The 22,378-nt window shown below is 41.4% G+C and carries 18 protein-coding genes; 4 read left to right on the top strand and 14 right to left on the bottom strand.

Annotated elements, in window-relative coordinates:
- Positions 1–630: a tRNA-uridine aminocarboxypropyltransferase gene (locus tag L3V77_RS04505; protein ID WP_275135915.1), complete on the bottom strand. Its 630-nt coding sequence runs from the start codon at positions 628–630 to the stop codon at positions 1–3.
- 3 nt (positions 631–633) lie between these two features.
- Here L3V77_RS04505 and rrtA point away from each other — a divergent pair, with 3 nt between their 5' ends.
- Positions 634–1,194, top strand: a complete 561-nt coding sequence (gene rrtA / locus L3V77_RS04500) for a rhombosortase (RefSeq protein WP_275135914.1) — start codon at positions 634–636, stop codon at positions 1,192–1,194.
- A gap of 154 nt (positions 1,195–1,348) precedes the next feature.
- Here the strand turns inward: rrtA and L3V77_RS04495 are convergent, their stop codons facing one another.
- From L3V77_RS04495 to tig, 7 genes are all read right to left on the bottom strand, one after another.
- Positions 1,349–1,594, bottom strand: a complete 246-nt coding sequence (locus L3V77_RS04495; RefSeq protein ID WP_275136692.1) for a ComEA family DNA-binding protein — start codon at positions 1,592–1,594, stop codon at positions 1,349–1,351.
- Between the two features lie 241 nt (positions 1,595–1,835).
- Positions 1,836–3,701 (bottom strand): peptidylprolyl isomerase, encoded by a 1,866-nt coding sequence (ppiD, locus tag L3V77_RS04490; RefSeq protein WP_275135913.1) that lies wholly within the window; start codon positions 3,699–3,701, stop codon positions 1,836–1,838.
- 152 nt (positions 3,702–3,853) lie between these two features.
- The gene (locus L3V77_RS04485; protein ID WP_195702609.1) at positions 3,854–4,126 is read right to left on the bottom strand and encodes an HU family DNA-binding protein; all 273 of its coding nucleotides are present in this window, start codon (positions 4,124–4,126) and stop codon (positions 3,854–3,856) included.
- A 202-nt stretch (positions 4,127–4,328) separates the two neighbouring features.
- The gene (gene lon, locus L3V77_RS04480) at positions 4,329–6,680 is read right to left on the bottom strand and encodes an endopeptidase La (protein ID WP_275135912.1); all 2,352 of its coding nucleotides are present in this window, start codon (positions 6,678–6,680) and stop codon (positions 4,329–4,331) included.
- Positions 6,681–6,874: 194 nt separating this feature from the next.
- Complete coding sequence (clpX, locus tag L3V77_RS04475) at positions 6,875–8,158, bottom strand: ATP-dependent protease ATP-binding subunit ClpX (RefSeq protein ID WP_275135911.1); 1,284 nt, start codon at positions 8,156–8,158, stop codon at positions 6,875–6,877.
- A 99-nt stretch (positions 8,159–8,257) separates the two neighbouring features.
- The gene (gene clpP / locus L3V77_RS04470; RefSeq protein WP_275135910.1) at positions 8,258–8,884 is read right to left on the bottom strand and encodes an ATP-dependent Clp endopeptidase proteolytic subunit ClpP; all 627 of its coding nucleotides are present in this window, start codon (positions 8,882–8,884) and stop codon (positions 8,258–8,260) included.
- A gap of 275 nt (positions 8,885–9,159) precedes the next feature.
- The gene (tig, locus tag L3V77_RS04465) at positions 9,160–10,464 is read right to left on the bottom strand and encodes a trigger factor (RefSeq protein WP_275135909.1); all 1,305 of its coding nucleotides are present in this window, start codon (positions 10,462–10,464) and stop codon (positions 9,160–9,162) included.
- A gap of 516 nt (positions 10,465–10,980) precedes the next feature.
- Here tig and L3V77_RS04460 point away from each other — a divergent pair.
- Both L3V77_RS04460 and L3V77_RS04455 read left to right on the top strand, forming a co-directional pair.
- The gene (locus tag L3V77_RS04460) at positions 10,981–12,768 is read left to right on the top strand and encodes an ATP-binding protein (protein WP_275135908.1); all 1,788 of its coding nucleotides are present in this window, start codon (positions 10,981–10,983) and stop codon (positions 12,766–12,768) included.
- A 30-nt stretch (positions 12,769–12,798) separates the two neighbouring features.
- Entirely contained in the window at positions 12,799–14,142 is a 1,344-nt protein-coding gene (locus L3V77_RS04455) for a sigma-54 dependent transcriptional regulator (protein WP_275135907.1), read from the top strand.
- Positions 14,143–14,199: 57 nt separating this feature from the next.
- Here L3V77_RS04455 and L3V77_RS04450 read toward each other — a convergent pair whose 3' ends face one another.
- From L3V77_RS04450 to L3V77_RS04430, 5 genes are all read right to left on the bottom strand, one after another.
- Positions 14,200–15,561, bottom strand: a complete 1,362-nt coding sequence (locus tag L3V77_RS04450; protein ID WP_275135906.1) for a TRAP transporter large permease — start codon at positions 15,559–15,561, stop codon at positions 14,200–14,202.
- 3 nt (positions 15,562–15,564) lie between these two features.
- Positions 15,565–16,203: a TRAP transporter small permease gene (locus L3V77_RS04445; protein WP_275135905.1), complete on the bottom strand. Its 639-nt coding sequence runs from the start codon at positions 16,201–16,203 to the stop codon at positions 15,565–15,567.
- 65 nt (positions 16,204–16,268) lie between these two features.
- Positions 16,269–17,264: a TRAP transporter substrate-binding protein gene (locus L3V77_RS04440; protein WP_275135904.1), complete on the bottom strand. Its 996-nt coding sequence runs from the start codon at positions 17,262–17,264 to the stop codon at positions 16,269–16,271.
- A gap of 252 nt (positions 17,265–17,516) precedes the next feature.
- On the bottom strand, positions 17,517–18,422 hold the full coding sequence (locus L3V77_RS04435; protein ID WP_275135903.1) for a LysR substrate-binding domain-containing protein: 906 nt from the start codon (positions 18,420–18,422) through the stop codon (positions 17,517–17,519).
- A gap of 148 nt (positions 18,423–18,570) precedes the next feature.
- Positions 18,571–20,196, bottom strand: a complete 1,626-nt coding sequence (locus L3V77_RS04430; RefSeq protein ID WP_275135902.1) for a PAS domain-containing methyl-accepting chemotaxis protein — start codon at positions 20,194–20,196, stop codon at positions 18,571–18,573.
- A gap of 296 nt (positions 20,197–20,492) precedes the next feature.
- Here L3V77_RS04430 and L3V77_RS04425 point away from each other — a divergent pair, with 296 nt between their 5' ends.
- On the top strand, positions 20,493–21,092 hold the full coding sequence (locus L3V77_RS04425; protein WP_275136691.1) for a sugar O-acetyltransferase: 600 nt from the start codon (positions 20,493–20,495) through the stop codon (positions 21,090–21,092).
- Between the two features lie 19 nt (positions 21,093–21,111).
- On the opposite strand, the gene L3V77_RS04420 is transcribed toward L3V77_RS04425, so the two are convergent.
- Positions 21,112–22,341, bottom strand: coding sequence for a sensor domain-containing diguanylate cyclase (locus L3V77_RS04420; RefSeq protein WP_275135901.1), 1,230 nt, complete (start codon positions 22,339–22,341; stop codon positions 21,112–21,114).
- Between the last annotated feature and the right edge of the window lie 37 nt (positions 22,342–22,378).

Here is a 22,378-nt window from a genome sequence, read left to right as displayed (position 1 = left end):
CTAAGAAAGTGGCGAATCATCACAGGTATAGTTTTGCTGATAGACCCCTTCTGGAAGCTGTTGAATATAGAATTCGACCATAGCATTAAAGGCAACGATCAACGGTTCGAAATCGTGATCTGGTTGTAAGATTTTAAGCGCTTGATATCCAGCTTCGACGGTAGAGAGGCTGTTTTTCTTCGGTGCTTTTCTGATTTTATAGTTACCATTCATGCTTTGCGGCAAGCGCAGACAAGGTAGCGCGTGTAGATTTTCCGAGAGTTGGTAGACCTTAAATGCCTTTTTCCACGTACCGTCCAACAGAATAATTCTGATCTTATTGTCCAAACGCCTATTTTCAGTCAACTTTGGCGATACTATTTCTGAATGTTCAGAGGGAAAAAGCACAAACGTACTGGCCTGATTTTCTGCTAACAGGTTGTTAAGCTCATTATGTTGTGAAAAGTCTTCTCCAACAAAGCAATGGCTATTGGCAAGCGACAGGCTCAAGATTTTTGCGGTGCCTTTTGCCCGATTAACTTCAGTAGGGTGTTGAAGGATGATAAGCTCAATATTCGTGTTTATGGTTTTAATCCAAGAACAGATACAAGCCTTTTTCGCTTTACCACATTTTAAGCAATATCGAGACATTGATTGAAATTATCCTACTTTCTTATTTTGGTTACCGTTATAAGTGCTCTATTTCAGTTGCCTTATTTGCAGAATCTCGTCGTATGGCATCACGAACTGATTCAGAACGGGCAGTGGTGGCGGATCCTATCAGGAAACTTCACTCACACCAACACCATACACTTCTCTATGAATATAGCGGCGATGTGGGTGATTGCTTATCTGTTTAAACCCTCCGCTAAAAGTTTACTTGGTGTACTTCTATTTTTATCAACTTCTGTCGGGCTCGGCTTACTTTTTTCGACTTTACATTCTTATGCGGGTCTATCAGGCGTATTACACGGTTTATTCGCCTTTTACGCGCTCTCAGAAGCACTATATGGTCGTAGATCCAGTTGGTTGCTCGTTGTTGGTGTAATTATAAAGATAGCTCATGAACAGCTCTACGGCGCGTCAATAGGCACTGCCAAGCTAATCTCAGCTGAGGTTGCCATTGAGGCACATTTGATAGGCGGTATAACTGGTTTGTCTCTAGCTGTTGTGCTTTACGTATTGGTTAGGTTTACTACCCATACCACTACATAACTGATCAGACGAAATGTGTTCGATGCAGCGAACATAAATGGCATGGATGTAATAGTACAGAAATCAATGGGCAGAAAAGCCCATTGTCAAGCGTACAAGAATATCTTGAACCGTCGGATGCCACCTATTAAAATAAATGGCGTATTTCTGACTGCTACAGCCTTATTCTCTTGCTGTTTTTCTCTATCGTAGAAGGTCCGATCCCTTTCACTTGCATCAAATCTTCCGCCGATTGAAATGGTCCATGCTCATCCCTGTAATCAATAATCAGCTGTGCTTTCTTTTCTCCAACTCCGAGTAAAAGTGTAGACAGCTCTTCAATGGTACCAGTATTGATATTGACCGTTATTTCGATACCTTCATATTTGTCGCCTGCCATAGGTAATACATGTTCTGTCATTGCTGAATTCGCCGATGGTTTAATATCACGTTCTGATGTAGGTGCAGCAGGTACCGTATACGAATATAAAGCAGTTAAAATCGCGAGGATAAAAACAGTAAATGGATTCATAGAATTTCCTTTTGAGGTTAGTTAGGAATCCATATGATTAGAGATACTGCGTATATTGTCTTTAGCTTTGAACTAGAAATAGAACAGGCCGCAAAAGCGGCCTGTTTTTGTATCATTTCAATACATTTAACTACGGTTGAGAATCCACCACGTAGTACTCAATATCAGCCTCTTCACGCAGCGTACTCACGACTGCGGCGAGATCTTGCTGAGAACCAGTGCGAACTAACTGAGCCGCGATCTGAGTATTGAAACTATCGTCTTGGTTTACGTTGACTTGACTTAGTTCAACAATAACGATGTTTCTTTCCAAGTCAGTCGTTTGAGCGTAAGTCTTATTGCTATCTTCCGGCTTGGTTAATGCAAACACCGTTTGTGCAAGTGGTGAGCGGCGATCGATTGTCTCAATATCACCAAACTCAAGGCCATTTGAACTAACGACAGATTCATCACCCTCTTTCAACGCTTGCATAACCGAGTTAGCAACGTCTAACGCTTTTTGTTCACCTTTAACGAGTTCTAACTCTGATTCGACTTGAGCTTTCACTTCATCAAATGGTAATACCGTTTCGTCTCGGGTATCTTCTACACGAACCACAATCACATGTTCTGGTGCGACTTCGATAACATCTGAATTAAGTCCGTCGTCTTTCACATCAGCACTAAGAATTGCTTGCATTACCGCAGGAGTCAGCAGGATTTCTGGCGCATCTACACGTGAAATAAAATCTGTGGTTTTGATTGGTTGATTGACCACTTGAGCAGAATCGTCTAAAGAATCAGGGTACTCAAACGCGACTTTCTCTAATTCGGTTTGCATTGCATAGAAACGTTCTACCGCTTCTTGCCCAGCAATTTCGACTTTTATCTCGGCTTCAACATCAGCAAATGGTGTTGCTTCTGCACTTTTCAGCGCATCCAGTTTGATAATATGATAGCCAAATGCCGATTTAACTAACCCTGTTGTGTCACCCACATTTTGCAGAGCAAACGCGGCTGTTTCAAAATCAGGGTCCATCACATCTTTTTCTATCCAACCAAGTGAACCGCCCTCTTCTGAACTACCAATATCTTCAGATTTGGTTTTGGCTAACTCAACAAAATCAGCACCCGCATTAAGTTCAGCAAGAATAGCCTGAGCTTTTGCCTCGTCATCACCTTGAACCAGAATATGGCTAAGTTGACGCTGCTCGATAGAGGAATACTTATCTAAGTTGTCTTGATAGTAAGTTTGAGCTTGTTCTTTAGATACCGTCACCTGAGATTGAAGCTCTTGTGCTGACAACTCAACGTAGGCAACTTTGACTTGCTCTGGGCGAGTATAGTTGCGTGGATTTTCGTTGTAATACGCTTGCAGCTCTTCGTCCGTAAACTCAACATCCTTAGCGTATTCTTCGATACTTAATAGAATCGAACGAATATCTCGGGTTTGAGTTAATAATTGGCTCTGGGTAGCGACTTCACTTTCAAGTGAAAACTCGCTGCCTTGTAGGGCAAACAAAACCTGTTGACGCGTCAGGTCTCTGCGCAAGTACTCAGCAAAGCTATCTGCGTCGTAACCAGCACGGCGAAGCGTAGCAGCGTACACCTCTTGATCAAATTGACCGTCATTTTGGAATTCCGGCATATCAATTATCTGCTGGCGAATCTGCTTATCACTAATACGCAAACCTAAAGAGTCGGCATACTGTTCTAAAAGCAACTCATTTACCATGCGATCGAGAATTGATTTACGGAAAGACTGAACGTAAGTTGGGTCAGCTAATAAGCTAGCAAAGTAATCACCCATTTGTGATTGCATACGGTTACGTTCATTTGTGTAGGCTTGTTCAAACGCACCACGACCAATCTCTGTATTATTCACTTTAGCAGCAGCATTGTTGCCACCACCTACGATGTAGCTACCTACACCTGCAAATACAAAAGAAAGGATAATTAGACCAAGAATAATCTTAACCGCGATACTGTTTACGCCTTCGCGTAATCGCTCCATCATAATCTTATTTTACTCCGCAGATTGAGCAGGAAATATTACCTGTGCCCAGTATGAAAATTGAGATGTTCGATGATATCAGAAAAAGAAATGCGCACCAGTGTTGAGATGCGCATATTTAAGAGTCTTGTATAGAAAAGAGTAACGAATCGTTTTTAGTTACAAGCTTCTTTAAGAGCTTTACCTGCTTTAAAAGCTGGTACTTTAGCTTCTGCAATTTGAATCTCTTCACCAGTTTTAGGGTTACGACCAGTGCGAGCTGCACGTGTACGAACGCTAAAAGTACCAAAGCCAACAAGAGCAACTTGCTCATCAGCCTTAAGTGTTTCTGTTACTGCTTCAATTACTGCATCTAATGCACGGCCAGCTGACGCTTTTGAAATATCTGCATTTTCCGCGATTTTTTCTACTAATTGAGTTTTGTTCACTTTTTTGTTCCCCTTAATGCGTTACCAGTTATATTTTTAGTTAGGTAACATTCGTTCCATTTGATTATTTTAAATTTTATCTCTAAGCCTTTAGGAATATAGCTTAGAGTCACAGGTTGTAACGTTAGCCTCCAAAAAAAACGCTGACAAGTATTTTTATACCTTGTCAGCGTAATTCTTTACTTATTTTTGCTACACGTCACTATTTTGAGGACTCAACCGTAAAACCAGAAGGGTCTTTCTCTAATGCAATGGCTAAAACTTCATCAATCCACTGCACTGGCTTAACGACTAAATCGGCAATAACGTTGTCAGGAATCTCTTCTAAATCACGTTCATTGTCTTTCGGGATGAGAACGATTTTAATTCCACCTCGATGAGCAGCAAGAAGTTTTTCCTTTAATCCACCAATTGGAAGAACTTCACCACGCAGCGTAATTTCACCTGTCATCGCCACTTCGGCGCGCACTGGGTTACCTGTTAAACTGGAAACAAGCGCAGTACACATTGCGATACCCGCACTTGGACCATCTTTAGGTGTAGCACCTTCTGGTACGTGAACGTGAACGTCACGTTTCTCATAAAAATCTTCGTTAATACCCAACCGACTCGCACGAGAGCGCACCACGGTCATCGCTGCTTGTATAGATTCTTGCATTACCTCGCCAAGAGACCCCGTTTGAGTTAACTTACCCTTGCCTGGCATTGCCTCAGTTTCGATAGTAAGTAGATCACCACCGACTGATGTCCATGCAAGACCGGTAACTTGACCAATACGGTTACTTTCGTCTGCTTTGCCATAATCGCAACGCTGCACGCCTAAGTAATCTTTCAGGTTATCTATATTAACAACGACCTGTTTTATTGAGCTATCTAACAAGATATTCTTCACTGCTTTACGGCAAATCTTCGAAATTTCTCTTTCTAAACTACGAACACCAGCCTCGCGAGTGTAAAATCTGATAATGCCTACGATCGCAGAATCTTCAATGGTTACTTCGTTGGTTTTAAGCCCATTTCGCGTCATCTGTTTTTCCAGTAGATGACGCTTAGCGATATTCAGTTTTTCGTCTTCGGTATAGCCAGAAAGACGGATCACTTCCATACGGTCCAATAGCGGTCCAGGTATATCCATCGAATTCGACGTCGCAACAAACATCACGTCTGATAGGTCATAATCTACTTCTAAATAATGATCGTTAAAGGCGTTGTTTTGTTCTGGGTCTAATACTTCCAATAATGCTGACGACGGATCGCCACGCATATCTGAAGACATTTTGTCAATTTCATCAAGCAAGAATAATGGGTTCTTAACCCCTACTTTAGACATCTTCTGTATTATCTTACCCGGCAGAGAACCAATGTAGGTTCTGCGATGACCTCGGATTTCCGCTTCATCACGAACGCCACCGAGCGCCATACGCACGTACTTACGACCCGTTGCAGACGCAATAGACTGACCTAGAGACGTTTTACCAACGCCCGGAGGCCCCACAAGACAAAGGATTGGGCCTTTTAACTTGTTGATTCTAGTTTGAACCGCCAAATACTCGAGAATACGTTCTTTTACACGCTCTAGACCATAATGATCTTCATTAAGCACTTCTTCAGCTTTAGTCAGGTTTCTCTTCACCTTAGACCGTTTCGCCCAAGGAACGCCAACCATCCAATCGATGTAACTTCTGACCACTGTCGCTTCTGCCGACATTGGAGACATCATCTTCAGTTTTTGCAACTCTTGCTCGGTTTTTTCACGGGCTTCAGTTGGCATCTTAGCTTCTTCAATCTTTTTCTTAAGTGTTTCAAATTCATCCGGAGCATCATCCATGTCGCCGAGTTCTTTCTGAATCGCCTTCATTTGCTCGTTCAGATAGTACTCGCGCTGTGATTTCTCCATCTGCTTCTTCACGCGGCCACGAATTCGTTTTTCTACCTGAAGCAGGTCAATTTCTGACTCCATTTGACCCATTAGAAATTCCAGACGTTCATTGACATCTATAATCTCTAAGACTTGCTGCTTTTCTGTCAGTTTTAACGGCATGTGCGCGGCAATAGTGTCGGCTAAGCGTGTCGCCTCTTCTATCCCATTTAATGACGTCAGCACTTCTGGTGGAATTTTTTTATTCAGTTTAATAAAGCCTTCAAACTGATTAATTGCACTACGTACTATCACTTCCTGCTCTTTTTCATCAAGTTCAGGTGTCGTTAAGTACTCAGCATCCGCAAGAAAGAATTCGTTTTCTTTAAATTGGTGAATTTTAGCTCGCTGCTGTCCTTCAACGAGCACTTTTACTGTGCCATCAGGTAGCTTAAGCAGTTGAAGAATCGTCGCAACAGTACCGATATCAAATAGATCATCGATAACGGGTTCATCGGTATCCGCTTCTTTTTGTGCGACCAATAAAACTTGCTTGTTGTTATCCATTGCTGATTCTAAGCAACTGATCGACTTTTCACGGCCAACAAACAAAGGAATAACCATATGCGGATATACCACAACATCACGCAGCGGTAATACTGGAATCTCGATACGTTCGGAACGCTCCAAGTTCATATTTTTCTCTCTATCCGTTTTTCTTATGAAAAGTATATGGGGTCTAATTGATTGGATTCAACAAGTGATCAAAAAAAAGAGGCATTTTAAAGGCTTCGGGCGATTAAAATGACGTTTTATATAAAAAATAGGTAAAAAAAGGGAGATACAACGTATCTCCCTTTTTAAATTTTAGTGCAAGTAAATCGTGATACTTATGACTCAGCACCAGCCGCTTGATTCTCTTTTCCGTCATAGATAAGTAAAGGCTCAGATTCACCGTTAATAACCGATTCATCTATTACAACTTTACTTACGTCTGTAGACGATGGCAGCTCATACATAGTCTCAAGCAATACACTTTCAAGAATAGAGCGTAGACCACGTGCACCTGTCTTACGCTCCATTGCTTTTTTGGCAATGGCTTTAAGTGCATCTTCACGGAACTCAAGTTCAGTATTTTCTATCTCAAATAGTGCTGCGTATTGCTTAGTAAGCGCATTCTTAGGCACACACAATATCTGAATCAACGCTTCTTCATCAAGTTCAGTTAGCGTTGTAGTCACTGGTAAACGACCAATAAATTCTGGAATTAAACCGTACTTAACTAGATCTTCCGGTTCCACTTGTTTAAACAATTCACCGACCGTTTTAGTCTCGTCTTTTGAACGAACTTCAGCACCAAAACCAATACCTGAACCCGTTGAAACACGTTGTTCGATTACTTTATCAAGGCCTGAAAATGCACCACCACAAATAAACAGAATCTTAGAGGTATCTACCTGCAAAAACTCTTGTTGTGGGTGCTTACGGCCCCCTTGAGGAGGAACGGAAGCAACGGTACCTTCAACCAGCTTTAGAAGTGCTTGTTGAACACCTTCGCCCGAAACATCACGTGTAATTGACGGATTCTCAGCTTTACGAGAAATCTTGTCGATCTCATCGATATAAACGATTCCGCGCTCCGCTTTAGCGACATCATAATCACATTTTTGTAGAAGCTTTTGGATGATATTTTCAACATCTTCACCAACATAACCGGCTTCGGTTAGTGTAGTTGCATCAGCCATAGTAAACGGAACGTCTAGGAAACGAGCAAGCGTTTCTGCTAACAATGTTTTACCGCTGCCTGTTGGGCCGATAAGCAAGATGTTACTTTTACCCAATTCCACACCTTCTGCTGTGGTATCGCCATTACGTAAACGTTTGTAGTGATTATAGACCGCAACTGCTAACACTTTCTTAGCGTAATCTTGACCAATTACATAATCGTCAAGGTGTTCACGGATATTGCGCGGAGTCGGTAGTGCTTCTGACTCTTTCTTCGGCAGAACATCTTTAATCTCTTCACGAATGATATCGTTACATAAGTCGACACATTCATCACAGACGTAAACCGAAGGACCTGCAATTAGCTTGCGAACTTCGTGCTGGCTCTTACCGCAGAAAGAGCAATACAGTAATTTTCCGCCGCTGCTCTCTTTGCTTTTATCTGTCATTCGCTAACCTCTTAGCCTTTACCTTATAGATTGAGTGTATATCAAATCTCATCGATTTTCTTGTAAAACATAAGTCTACTAATTGTAGGTGCTTACGTTCTATTCGCCTCGATGATTGAGTATCGCATCCACTAATCCGTATTCAACCGCCTGATCCGCAGACATAAAGTTGTCACGGTCAGTATCATTTTCAACCACTTCAAGGGGTTGACCTGTATGTTCAGCAAGTAACTTATTCAGCTTTTGCTTAATCGTTAAGATTTCTTGTGCGTGAATCTGAATGTCTGACGCTTGACCTTGGAAACCGCCAAGTGGTTGGTGAATCATCACTCGAGAATTAGGCAAACAGTAACGCTTACCTTGTGCACCACCAGCTAGTAAGAAGGCACCCATAGAGCATGCTTGCCCCATACATACTGTACTAATGTTTGGCTTAATGAACTGCATTGTGTCGTAAATAGACATGCCTGCAGTAACACTACCGCCTGGCGAATTGATATATAGAAATATATCTTTGTCTGGATTTTCCGACTCAAGGAATAATAGCTGAGCCACAACGAGATTCGCCATATGGTCTTCAACCTGACCCGTAAGGAAAATCACACGTTCTTTAAGTAGACGAGAATAGATGTCATAAGAACGCTCACCGCGGGAAGTTTGCTCAACAACCATTGGAACAAGTGCATCAATAATCGGAGACATTACATTTTTTTCTTGGTAGCTCATTTGATATCCCTAAAAAAATTACCGCTTTATATAAATATCTAAATCAATATTAGAGAATAAACAAGAATAAATTAAATATTCTTAAGTGATTGATTGACAATTGTACGTTTTCGCATGTTTTCTGTTACAAAATGATAACAATGCAACTTAGTCACTCGCAAAAATACTTATATAAAATAGTAAAAATATGGTCCGAATGAATGCACAAACGGACCACAATTAATTACTTAGAAGCGTACATCTCACGACATTGCTTCTACCAAACAGACCTGAAATTAAGCAGGCTGCTGTTGGTTCATTAATTCGTTGAAGCTTGTTTCTTTATCAGAAACCTGAGCTTTAGCGATGATAGCGTCAATAGCTTGCTCTTCTAGAGCAACGTTACGCATGTTGTTCATCATCTCTTCATTTTGCTCGTAGTAAGAAACAACTTCTGTTGGATCTTCGTAAGCCGTCGCCATCTCAGAGATAAGTGCTTTCACTTTTTCATCGTCAGCTTTTAGTTCTTCAGCTTTGATTACTTCACCAAGAAGAAGACCAACCACTACGCGACGCTTAGCTTGTTCTTCGAACAATTCACGAGGAAGTTGCTCGGCGGCTTCTGGGTTACCACCAAAACGCTGTGCAGCTTGCTTACGTAAAACACCAATCTCTTGGTCAACAACAGCAGTAGGAACATCGATGTTGTTTTCTTTTACTAGGCCGTCAATAGCTTGTTCTTTGATTTTGTTTTTGATTGCTTGCTTAAGCTCACGTTCCATATTTTTGCGAACTTCAGCTTTAAGTGCGTCAACACCACCTTCAGAAACACCAAACTTAGCAACAAATTCGTCGTTGATTTCAGGTAAGTCCTGAGTTTCAACTTTGTTCACTTTGATTTGGAACTTAGCTTGCTTACCTTTTAGGTTTTCAGCGTGGTAATCTTCTGGGAAAGCGACGTCAATTTCAAACTCAGTACCTTTGACTTTACCCATAATTCCATCTTCAAAACCTGGAATCATACGACCCTGGCCCATTTCTAGAGGGAAGTTATCCGCTTTTCCGCCTTCAAACTCTTCACCGTCGATAGAACCAATGAAATCGATAGTCGCACGAGAACCTTCCTCTGCAGCGGTATCAACTTCTGTCCACGAAGCTTGTTGCTTACGTAGCGTTTCAATCATTTCATCAACATCAGAATCGTTAACGTCCACGGTTGGTTTTTCAACAACAATGTTCTCTAAACCCTTAAGTTCTACTTCAGGGTAGACTTCAAAAGTCGCAGTAAATACCAGATCTTTTCCTGCTTCATTCTCAACAGGAGCAAAAGTAGGTGCGCCCGCTGGGTTGATTTTCTCTTTTACGATCGCTTCGATGAAATGGCGTTGCATAACTTCACCCATAGCATCTTGACGTACAGCTTTACCGTACATTTTTGCAACCATCTTCATAGGCACTTTGCCTTTACGAAAACCATCGAAACGACGATTTTTAGCGATGTTGCGAAGTTCCGCTGTTACTGCATCTTCGATGTTTGCAGCAGGAACAGTAATATTTAGACGGCGTTCTAGGCCTTCAAGAGTTTCAACAGTAGCTTGCATTATATATAAACCTCAAAACTAACTCAGATTACTGAGTATTTTAGCCACCAACCGTCTTTAGGTTATGACCATATCCGTGTGTCGTACTTCATTGAAGTACAGATTTAAATCGAGAATTGATGCAAAACACTCTCGTAAGCATTCACTCACGAAAGAGATGCATCGGACTAATTAGCGATATCTTTTCTCACACTCTGACGAAACAAAGTAACGAGCAAGGTATCTCCGATTAGTCTCAGAACCAAAATTTTAGACGCGACATTCTAGCGATATGACGAATAGCTGTCGAGAGAAGTTCTGAATTCTCACTAGAAGTTGACGACAAATCGGTAAATTTATAACTTATTTTACCATGTCGCATCAGAAATGGGGACAATAACTGTTTTTTCAATAGAGAGAGATGATTTTTTTCCTAAAATGACTAAAAAGAGATCTTTGTCTTGTTTTACCCCCTTAAATTGGTAAGTTTTCTGGGAGCCTTTAACCTAGAACTAATTGTTCATTAGGTAAACTTAGATGGTTAAACTAAGACGCATATCCTCAATTATTATTATTTTGTATTTACTTACCATCTTAATTGGGGGCAAGGCATACTGGCACACCACTTACGAAGACCAAAACGAAGAAAATCTGGTTCAATTAAATCGCTTTACGAGTCAATTGTCTAGTCAGCTCGATAAGTACGCCTATATTCCTCAGTTATTATCAAAAGATAGCGAGTTGATCGATGCATTAACCAGCCCTCAAAACGGTGCGCAGATAGATATCACCAACCGATATTTACAGAATGTGAATGCGATTATTGGTGCGTCTGATACCTACCTTTTGGATAAGGATGGCACCACTATCGCCTCAAACAATTGGCATACAGACAAATCTTTCGTCGGTAGAAATTTTGCTTTTCGCCCCTATTTCCAACAGGCTATCAACGGTCAGAGAGGGCAATATTTTGCCCTTGGTTCCACATCAGGAAAACGGGGGTTCTATTATTCATATCCTATTGTTTTCGCGGCAGAACGACTAGGCGTTGTTGTGGTAAAAACAGACCTTAGCGATATAGAAGAAAACTGGTCCAGCGAAAACAGTTACTTTATTGCGGCCGACCCTAACGGCGTCATATTTATGTCGAGCAATGAGAAATGGCTCTATCGAAGCCTGTTTTCTATCTCTGATACCCTGAAAGCGGAGATTGCAGAAGGTCGTCGTTACCTTGATAAACAAATAGAAAGTCTTGGGTTCTCTACAGACCATTCGACGCAAATAGGTGAAATAAGAAAAAACACATCGGTCTTTTTCAGTCATCGATACCTCAGTGCTAAACAGCCCCTAAATTCCCAAGAATTGGAAATCAGAGTACTGGCACCAACCCTTCTTCTTTTTTGGCAACTATTCGATTTCTTCATGATAACCACGTTAGTTTACGCGCTGGTTTTTGTGATATGGCTTTTGATTCGAAATCGGCAAATTAAGCAGCGTCAAATTGCCCAAATAGAAATGGAAGCAAAGCAAAAATTGGAGTTTCAGGTTATGGAGCGTACTGCTGAACTTCAAATGGAAATAGACGAAAGAGAAAAGACCGAAGTTATGTTAATGCAAACACAGGAAGAGCTTATTCAGGCGGCTAAGCTAGCCGTTTTAGGTCAAATGTCTGCTAGTATCAGTCATGAACTTAACAACCCCTTAGCCGCCATCAGGAGCTTCGCGGAGAACGGCAAACGCTTTTTAGATAGAGGCCAACCAGAAAGAACAACGGATAACCTCACCCGAATTTCCGCATTGACGGATAGAATGGCGAATATTAGCCAACAGTTAAAATCTTTCGCGCGGAAAACATCCAGCGATGAACTTGTTGTTGCTCAAATATATCCCATTATTATTTCTTCTATGGAGTTAGTAAAACCACAATATAGAGCGCATCAAATCCAACTCGCCACACATATCGAAAACGACAAACTGGTTGGTAAGGTTAATTTGATCCATCTAGAGCAAGTCTTGATTAACCTAATGACCAACGCCATGGATGAGTTAACCAACGCAGAAACAAGAAAGGTTGAAATAACGCTTTGCGAAACAGAGACAGAAATACTTATCCATATTGATGATTCAGGCCGAGGGCTAAAAATAAAAGACCAACAGCATCTTTTCGAACCTTTCTACACAACGAAGAAGAATGGATTAGGCTTAGGTTTGTCTATCTCTTTGCAAATTATGCAGACTATGGGCGGTGATCTCTATTCCGGTGTCGCAGGGCTAGGAGGTGCAAGATTCACAATTACTCTAAAAAAAGTCAATATCGAAGAATAAGCAGAGCTTGCTGTAAATAAGGATATAACCATGTACGACGTATTTTTCATTGATGATGAACCCGATATGAGACTTGCCCATGAGCAAAGCTTTGAACTAGAGGATATTTCTGCTCAGTTTTTTCCCGATGCTGAGTCGGCGTTAATCGCAGCCAAAAATGATGGTTTACCTTATGTCGTAGTTACGGATATCTGTTTGCCAGGCATCTCGGGGCAAGCGCTACTAAACAGTTTTAAAAGCCAAGACGCTGACTTACCTGTAATTTTAATCACGGGTCATGGTGATATATCGATGGCCGTACAGTCGATGCATGACGGCGCTTATGATTTTATTGAGAAACCTTTTTCAAATGATAGACTGATAGACACTGTTAAGAGAGCCATCGATAAACGCCAACTTACGGAAGAGAACAAACAGCTAAAACAGGCATTGAAAGCGAATAAAACGTTAGGACCTCGTATTATTGGTGAAGCCGACAGCGTCCAAGGCCTTAGGAAGACCATCACCCATGTGGCAGATACCAACGCAGATATATTGTTGTTTGGAGAAACCGGTACGGGTAAAGAGTTAGTCGCCCGGTCTTTGCATGAACAGAGCAGTCGCCGGAAAAACAACTTTGTCGCGGTAAACTGTGGAGCGGTGCCAGAAAATCTGATCGAGAGCGAGCTCTACGGACATGAAAAGGGGGCATTTACCGGAGCAGAAAGCAAGCGTATCGGTAAGTTTGAGTTTGCCCAAGGTGGCACACTATTCTTGGATGAAATCGAATCCATGCCTATGCAGGCTCAGATAAAGTTACTTAGAGTCCTCCAAGAGAGAAACATCGAACGTGTCGGTTCTAATCAGATGATACCTCTCGATATTCGAGTAATTGCTGCAACGAAAGTCGATCTAAAACTAGCGGCTATCGAAGGGACATTTAGACAAGATCTTTACTATCGCCTAAACGTCGTTACTTTGGACTTGCCCCCTCTTCGAGAAAGAAAGGAGGACATTCCTGCCCTATTCCACCACTTTTTATTGGTCGCGGCAGCTCGCTATAAAAAAGCAGCAACCACTCTTCCTCAAACAGAGCTTCAGACGTTGATATCTCATCGTTGGCCGGGCAATGTAAGAGAGCTTCGAAACGCAGCAGAGCGATTTGTTTTACTCGGTAAGCTAGTACAACTTGATCAGGATTCAGACAATGCACCCACCGCTTCAAGTCTTGCCGAACAAGTCTCTGAATTTGAGCGTTCCGCCATAGAGAATGCACTGATTGAATCGGGAGGCAGTATCAAAGATACCATGGAAATTCTAAACCTCGCACGCAAGACACTATATGACAAAATGCAGCGTTATGAGTTGGACAAAGATAACTATAAGTTAAATTAAAAAAATGCAGCGCTAAAGCGCTGCATTTTTATTTTATAGAACTAAATTGACACATTACTATTTAATAATAATCTCAGGGCCCATCAGGGATGTCGGTAACCACGTTGATACCCATGGTACGTACGTTACGATGATCAGGAACAAAAACATAACGCCGACCCATGGTAGCGCGGCTTTCACAACGGCTAACATCGACATCTTCGCTACCCCCGCAGTAACAAAGAGATTGAGGCCAACGGGTGGTGTTATCATCCCTATTTCCATATTCACCACCATAATGATACCAAGATGAATAGGATCAATACCTAATGCGATAGCTATTGGGAAAACTAAAGGTGCCACGATAATCAACAACCCTGATGGCTCCATAAACTGACCACCAATCAGTAACAGAACATTGACAACAATTAAGAAGGTGATCGGTCCCAGACCAGCCGATAGCATGGATTCTGTAATCATTTGCGGAATGCGTTCTTCGGTCAGAACATGCTTTAATATCAAAGCGTTAGCGATGATAAATAACAACATAATGGTTAACTTACCCGCATCATATAACGTTGCGTGGGTATCTTTGTGTACAAACGCCTGGAAGATTTTGATGAACCAAGGTTTCTTATTCTCCTTGTCCGCAAAAGGCCCCATATCTTTGTAGATAAAATTAGCGATTAAGAAAGCGTATACTGCCGCGACAGCCGCCGCTTCGGTAGGCGTAAATATGCCGCCATAAATACCACCTAAAATGATGACAATAAGCAATAAACCCCAACTTGCATCTTTGGCTGCTTTAAATGCTTCAGACCAACCAACAAACGGTTGCTTAGGTAGATTTTTAACACGAGCCGTAATATAAATGGCAATGATAAGCATCAGACCAGCAAGCAAACCGGGAACTACGCCCGCTAGAAACATACGTCCTACAGAGACATCCGTTGCTGCCGCGTATACCACCATCACGATTGAAGGTGGAATGAGGATGCCTAGCGTCCCTGCATTACAGATAACACCTGCCGCGAATTCCTTGCTGTATCCATTTTTTACCATACCAGCGATGACGATACTCCCAATGGCAACCACTGTAGCGGGAGATGACCCAGACAGCGCCGCAAACATCATACAGGCCACAACAGATGCGATGGCAAGGCCACCACGGAACCAACCTACCATCGCAATAGCAAATCGAATAATTCGACGCGCAACGCCACCGGTAGACATGAAACTCGAAGCAAGAATAAAGAATGGAATAGCTAAAAGGGTGTAATGTCCTGCAAAAGCGTTAAACAATGTTTGCGCAACTGACGCAAGAGATGCATCTGAATGAATCATCAAGAAAAACATGCTCGCTAAACCAAGAGAAATAGCGATTGGAACGCCAACAAGCATGAAAGCGATAACCATTATAAATAGAAATAAAATTGCCATAATTTACCCCTCCTTCTCGTCATTTTTAAGAACGTCAGCTTTTAATGCTTCGAGGTTTTCTTCTGCCTCATGGCTGGCAATTAATCTATCCAGATCACCCACTATAATTTTATAGGCGGCTTGAAGAAATCTTGCAGTAAGCGTTGCCATACTGATTGGTAGCACTGCATAGGGTATAAATCGAGGTAGCTTTTCGTAACGCTCACCTTCGTTGAGAAGATCGGCTAAAAATTGCAACATTTCTGGCATAGGAATGTCATCCGTTTCGTACCACGCACGTTCAGAAATAAACGGATACCAGTAATTCCAAGAACCAATGAGCAGCATGACCGAAAAACAGAGACAAAGAGACACAGCGATAATCGCATATACCTTTTGTAGCCCCTTTGGTGCCATGTTAATCACAACATCTACACCGATATGAAAGTGCCTTTTTACACCGTAAGAAGCACCAACTAGCACCATCCATGCAAACATAAATACTGTTAATTCAAGAGCCCATAAAATATTGTCATTCAGTACATAACGAAATACAACATTGGTAAAAGTAAGCAAGGTCATTATCCCAAGGAAACCAGCGATTAAGGTTTCTTCAAGGAGGTCGGTTGCCCTTTCTACTTTAGAAAAAAACGTCCGTATCATGAGGATTCTCCGCTATCATTATTATTGTAAGTTGCATGGGTAGAATCCTACCCATGCTTTGCGGATTACTTATTTGATGCCAAGGCAGCATCGATTAACTCGGAACCAATATCTTTTTCATATTTGCTCCAAACGGGTTTAAGTGCATCAACCCAAGCTTGACGCTGCTCAGAGGATAACGTTCGCACTACTCCACCTGCATCAATGATGTTTTGCCTATTGGTTGCATTCACTTTACTTGACTCTGAGTTACGAGTGGCGGTCACTTCCATCACAATTTTACCCAACTGATCGCGAACATCATTAGGTAGGTTGTCCCAAAATTTATTTGAAGTAACAACAAGATAATCTAGGATACCGTGGTTGGTTTCTGTCACACCATCTTGTACTTCAAAGAACTTCTTACCATAGATGTTGGACCACGTATTCTCTTGCCCGTCGATAACTTTAGTTTGCAAGCCGCCATACACTTCTTTGAACGACATTTTCTGCGGATTAGCACCCAATTGCTCAAACTGTGCAACTAGAACATCTGAAGCTTGTACACGAAATTTGAGGCCTTCAGCATCCGATGGGAGCATCAATGGCTTATTCGCAGACATTTGTTTCATACCGTTGTGCCAGAATGCAAGGCCTTTAAGGCCGCGTCGTTTCATCGCATTTTTAAGCTTGTCACCAGATTCAGAGTTTTGGAAACGGTCTACGGCATCTACATCTTCAAAAAGGAAAGGAAGGTCAAAAATACGATATTTCTTCGTGATTTTTTCAAATTTTGATAGAGATGGAGCGGCCATTTGAACATCACCATTTAACAAGGCTTCTAGTACTTTGTCATCATCATACAAAGTAGAGTTAGGGAACACTTGCATACAAGCTTTTCCATTCATCTCTTCATTTACGCGTGTCTCTAGTAAAGAGGCAGCGATACCTTTAGGGTGCTTATCTGTATTGGTTACGTGGCTAAACTTGATGACGATTTCACCAGGATCACAGTTAGCAGCAGCATTGAAACTCGTTAAGGCAAGTGCAGACACAGACAGTAGGGTAAGTGGCTTGATCATTTTTATTCTCCATATGATTTAAACAGGCCCATCTTTGGGCTCTGCATGGACTACATAAGGCAATAAGCAAGCCAACTATTAACAATAATTTTACATTCCTTGTAGCACGGGCTCTATTGCCGCTTAATCAATGTATTGTATTACTAGGGGAATTATCGAGGGAGTATAAATGGGTGGGAATTGACACATAAAAAGAGTACAAATGTGTCATTTATTACATACTGGTAACATATGCTTCAGAGTTTTTTAGTTTCAGCTCACAAATTCTTCTCTTTTCAATTCTGATAGCTTTTCTATAAACCAATTGAGCGCTTTTCCTGTGTTATCTTTACGCCATCCGATTCCTAAACTATTGCTTCGATTCGTTAGTGGAGACGTCTCTAAAACAACAAGCTCACCTGAATCTAGCTCTTTTCTTATTCTAAACAAAGGTAAATACCCCACACCTAATCCCAAAAGATGCAGTGTAATTTTTTTGTCTACTGTTGGGACCGTCAGTCTTCGTTGACCTTCAAAGATACCCGAAGACTTTGCAGGTAGGTTCCTAGAGCTGTCTGAAACGACTATGGAAGGGTACTGTTTTACTTCTTCGATTGTGATCGGCTGACGTAACGCCGTCAAAGGATGATCGCTGGCTACAGCGAACACAAAGTCGATTTTGCCTATTCCTAAACATTGATATTTGATGGTATCAATGTCTAAGGGTGTACCTATCGCAAGATCGACACGCCCAGAATCTAGTGCATCAAAAGTACCACCAAATACCTCTTCTACCAGTTTGATCTCTACATGTGGATGATGTTTTTGAAACTCGCCAATTAGCGTATAGATAGGCTGACAATTTATAATATTGTCAACGCAGATTCTTAGTTCTGGTTCCCACCCACTTTCAGCTTGGATAACCAGTTTTGATAGATTATCCGTTGCCTGCAATATAGAACGGCCATGCTTCAGTAACAATTGCCCCGTCACTGTGAACTCGGCTTTTCTTTTACTTCGATCAAATATGACGACACTAAGATCCTCTTCCAGTTTTTTTACTGTATAAGAGACTGCCGATGGCACTCGGTAAAGCTCTTCAGCGGCGGCAGCGAAACTTTCTTTTCTATCTATCGCATCTAAAATACGCAGTGCATCTAGGGTAATAGGATTGGTCATGATTGAATAATTTTCACTCTCTAGAGTTAGCTAAAGGGTCGTTTTCCAAGGTGCATTGTTATCTACAATATCAATACAGCATTAAAAAGAAACCGCCAATCAATTTGACGTTGCTGGCGGTCAAACACAACTAGGTTTCCTTATTATTTCATCTTCTCGAGATGGCATTATTTTGATTGCCTAGATCAAAGTCACTCATCAGGTCTTGCAAGTGAACAGCGCTATCGTTTAATTGAGAGGCTTTATCTTGAAGTTTTCTCGCTTCCTCTTCCGTTGATACGGCTTCAATGCTAATAGTCTCAATATTGCTGCTCATTTCAACGGCAACTAAACTCTGCTCTTCTGCCGCAGTAGCTATTTGAGTTGTCATATCATTAATAAGTTCCATACCTTGTGCTACTTGGGCAAAGATATCCCGCGACGACGCCACTTTTTCTAACGCATTTTGAGCTTCTTGGTTATTTCTTTTTATCGTCTCAGCGGAATTTTTAATGCCACTAGATAAATCATCTAACATGGTTCTTATCTCTTGGGTTGCGTCTTGTGTACGAGATGCAAGATTTCTCACCTCATCAGCAACAACAGCGAAACCTCGACCATACTCCCCGGCTCTTGCCGCTTCTATTGCTGCGTTTAGCGCTAATAGATTAGTTTGGTCCGCAATTTCACTGATCACGTTAGTAATCTGGCTAATCTGTTCGCTATTGGCAGAAAGGGTATTAATTTGCTTGGTAGTATTGGTTAATTCTAGTGAAAATGCTTCCATTGAATGTAAAGCATCCTTTACGACGCTGTCACCATCAACCACTGTCTGCTGAGCTGCGGTAGTGGTATCAGAAGAGTTTTGTGCATTGCTTGACACTTCATCAACCGTAGAGCTCATTTCACTCATCGCCGTAGCAACTTGAGTGGTATGATTGGACTGATTAGCCATGGTTTTCGTCATTGAATAACTGGTGCCAGAAAGCTGCTCAGCAGATATAATCAAATCACCCGCAGCACTAGACACCTGACCTAAAACGGTTTTACTCCTCGCCTGTAGAAGTTTCACTGCCATCATGGCGCGTCCTACTTCATTCATCGATTCGAGATGAATTTGTTGATTGTAGTCGCCGCTGGCCATCTCTCGTAATCTGATACGAATCTCATCCAATGGTTGAATTAACCCGACGATGGAGCGCCACCAATTAAACAACGTCAGTAACATTGAAACGCCAAGTAGCATCAATAACGCAGGATGTGCATCTTGATAGGCCATGAATATTGCGAAAAGTAAAATCAATAGATTCACAACAGAAGTAAAATTGAACAAACTCTTAAAGGTTAACCGATGGATAAACTTAATCTTCGGTAGTTTTAACGAATCATTGTTTCTCAGTTTCTTATATAGCTGATCAGCCTTGCTAACTTGCTCTCTAGAAGGCTCTGAACGAACGGATTGGTAACCAATCACCTTGCCCTGTTTCATAACCGGAGTAACAAATGCATCGACCCAATAATGGTCACCATTTTTACAACGGTTTTTAACAAACCCACGCCAGCCATTGCCTGTACGTACCGTCTTCCATAGGTCTTCAAATGCAGCTTTCGGCATATCAGGGTGACGCACTATGTTGTGGTCCTTCCCAATCAACTCTTCTAGCGTAAATCCACTCATTTCGAGAAACGCTTGATTCACATAACGAATCTTTCCATCCAAATCGGTTACTGATACTAAGTCTTCCGAAGAAGTGAACCGTTGCTCTTTCTGTGTGACAGGCTGATTATTTCTCATATGGTCTTCCATTCTAAATTAAGTTTAGGCACACCTAACCTTCTTCCCGAGGTTCAACTCCATACCTAGCATCTTTGGATCTACATAATTATCGGCTGAAAATTGTAATAGTTTAGGGATGTTTGTCATTATTAATAGCAGGTGCATAACCGTCCTTGCTTTGTGGTCAAGATAGCCCGTCTACTAAAAAGGGGACGTAGGTCTACGCTTGATGAAATACCGTTTAATTTTAGAAAGGAATTCGTTAATAATATTGGTATCGACAGCATCGCAGATCATTAACTCAAAGGCAGATGATGGACATTAAAGAAAAAATGCACGCACAAACCGTCTATTTCTTCGAAGATTCAATATTGCAAGAGCAGACGAAATGCTTAGAAACTTTGTATGACTTCAATCATAGCCGGCCGTCCGAATCAGATAAACGGCAAGCGTTGCTTTCTGAACTCTTTGCTGAGGTTGGGGACAACTGCTATATAGAACCACCTCTTCGTGCGAATTGGGCCAAGCATACTCATCTAGGTAACCATGTTTATGCCAATTTCAACCTCACCTTGGTGGATGATACCCATATATATATTGGCGATTATGTAATGATCGCTCCTAACGTGACGTTATCCACCGCGGGTCATCCGATTGAACCGGAAATGAGGAAAAAAGTAGCGCAGTTTAATATACCTATCCACATAGAAGAAAACGTATGGATTGGTGCAAATTCGGTTGTACTCCCAGGGGTAACGATAGGAAAAAATAGCGTTATTGGTGCGGGCAGCATTGTAACAAAGGATATTCCAGCTAATGTAGTTGCAGTGGGAAATCCATGCAAAGTAATGCGTAAAATATCGGAAAAAGACAAAGAGTTTTATTATAAACAAATGCGATTCGATAACCTGTAGTCAACGAATGTCCTAGAGATTAAGAGACCCTATTTTTACCTGATTGTTTAGAGATATACATTCTTTCATCGGCGATACGAATGAGGTCTTTTGGCATTGTGTTAGAAAAATCATCGGTAAAGCTAACACCGATGCTGAGTGTGTTTTTTATGTCACCATACTGGCTGTTGAGTATCGAACTTTCACACGATGAACGTATTTTTTCAGCGAGCTCATAGCTAACTTCTTGCGATGATTCAGCCAAAAATATAATAAACTCTTCTCCTCCCCATCGTCCTACAACACCGTCGTCACCTACTTGTTTCTTTATAATAGAGGATAAATGCCTTAGTACAGAATCCCCCACTTCGTGCCCATAACTATCATTAACATTCTTAAAATTATCAATATCAAAAAGGATGCAGCTCATCGACTTTACATCAAGACAATGCTCTTTAATCCATTTATATAACGCATCACGATTGAGTAAATCAGTAAGAGAATCATGATCGGCGCGGTAAGCCAATTCCTGTTGGGCGACAACCTTGTCCGTCACATCAACCGCGACAACTTCAAGGGCTGGCTCTCCTTCCCAGTTAATCGCGTGATCATAAATATTGAAGAACCGCTTTGTTCCATCTAAACGAATGTTTTCAATAATGTGGCTTTCCCCGACGGCTTCACCACGCAATACCTTCTCACACCGATCCAATGCGCCTGCATGATGTATTTTTGGTATCACATCAAGAACGCTGCCATTTTCCAAAAAATCATCTTTAGAATCTACACCCATCAAATCAGCCCATGCTTGATTTATAAGCAAGGGTTTAAAGAAACGGTGAATCACAACACCTTGAACGGAATTTTTGATTAGGCTTTCATATTTCGGTCTATTAATAAGTTGATGAGGACTGACTTTCGATGAAATGTCGAATAATAATATTTCTAGCGCAGATTTTTTATTCCATGTTGTTTTTTGCATAAGTGAAAAAACAGCGATCGTTTTACCAAATCTATTGGCGGTAAAAAAAATCTCCCCATTAGGATCCATCGAATCTGACGCAAATGAAGTCGACATACTTTTTGACAGCACTTTTTGATGAAAATCGTGGGAGATTAAATGTAGAGGGGTTGATATGAAACTTTTTAGATCAACGAGCGAGGTAAAACCGAACAATGACGCAAATGCTTCATCAACATGAACAACTTTATTCTGCAAAACAATCGCGGATCCAAAGGTTAAACCATGACTGATATCAGGAACATCCATAAAATAGGTACTTTATCTGGTTTATTCATCTCAACTA

This window comes from Vibrio sp. DW001 (assembly GCF_029016285.1).
Lineage (GTDB): Bacteria > Pseudomonadota > Gammaproteobacteria > Enterobacterales > Vibrionaceae > Vibrio.
The sequence above is the reverse complement of the archived record's forward strand: the minus strand, read 5'-3'. Positions and strand labels throughout refer to the sequence as shown.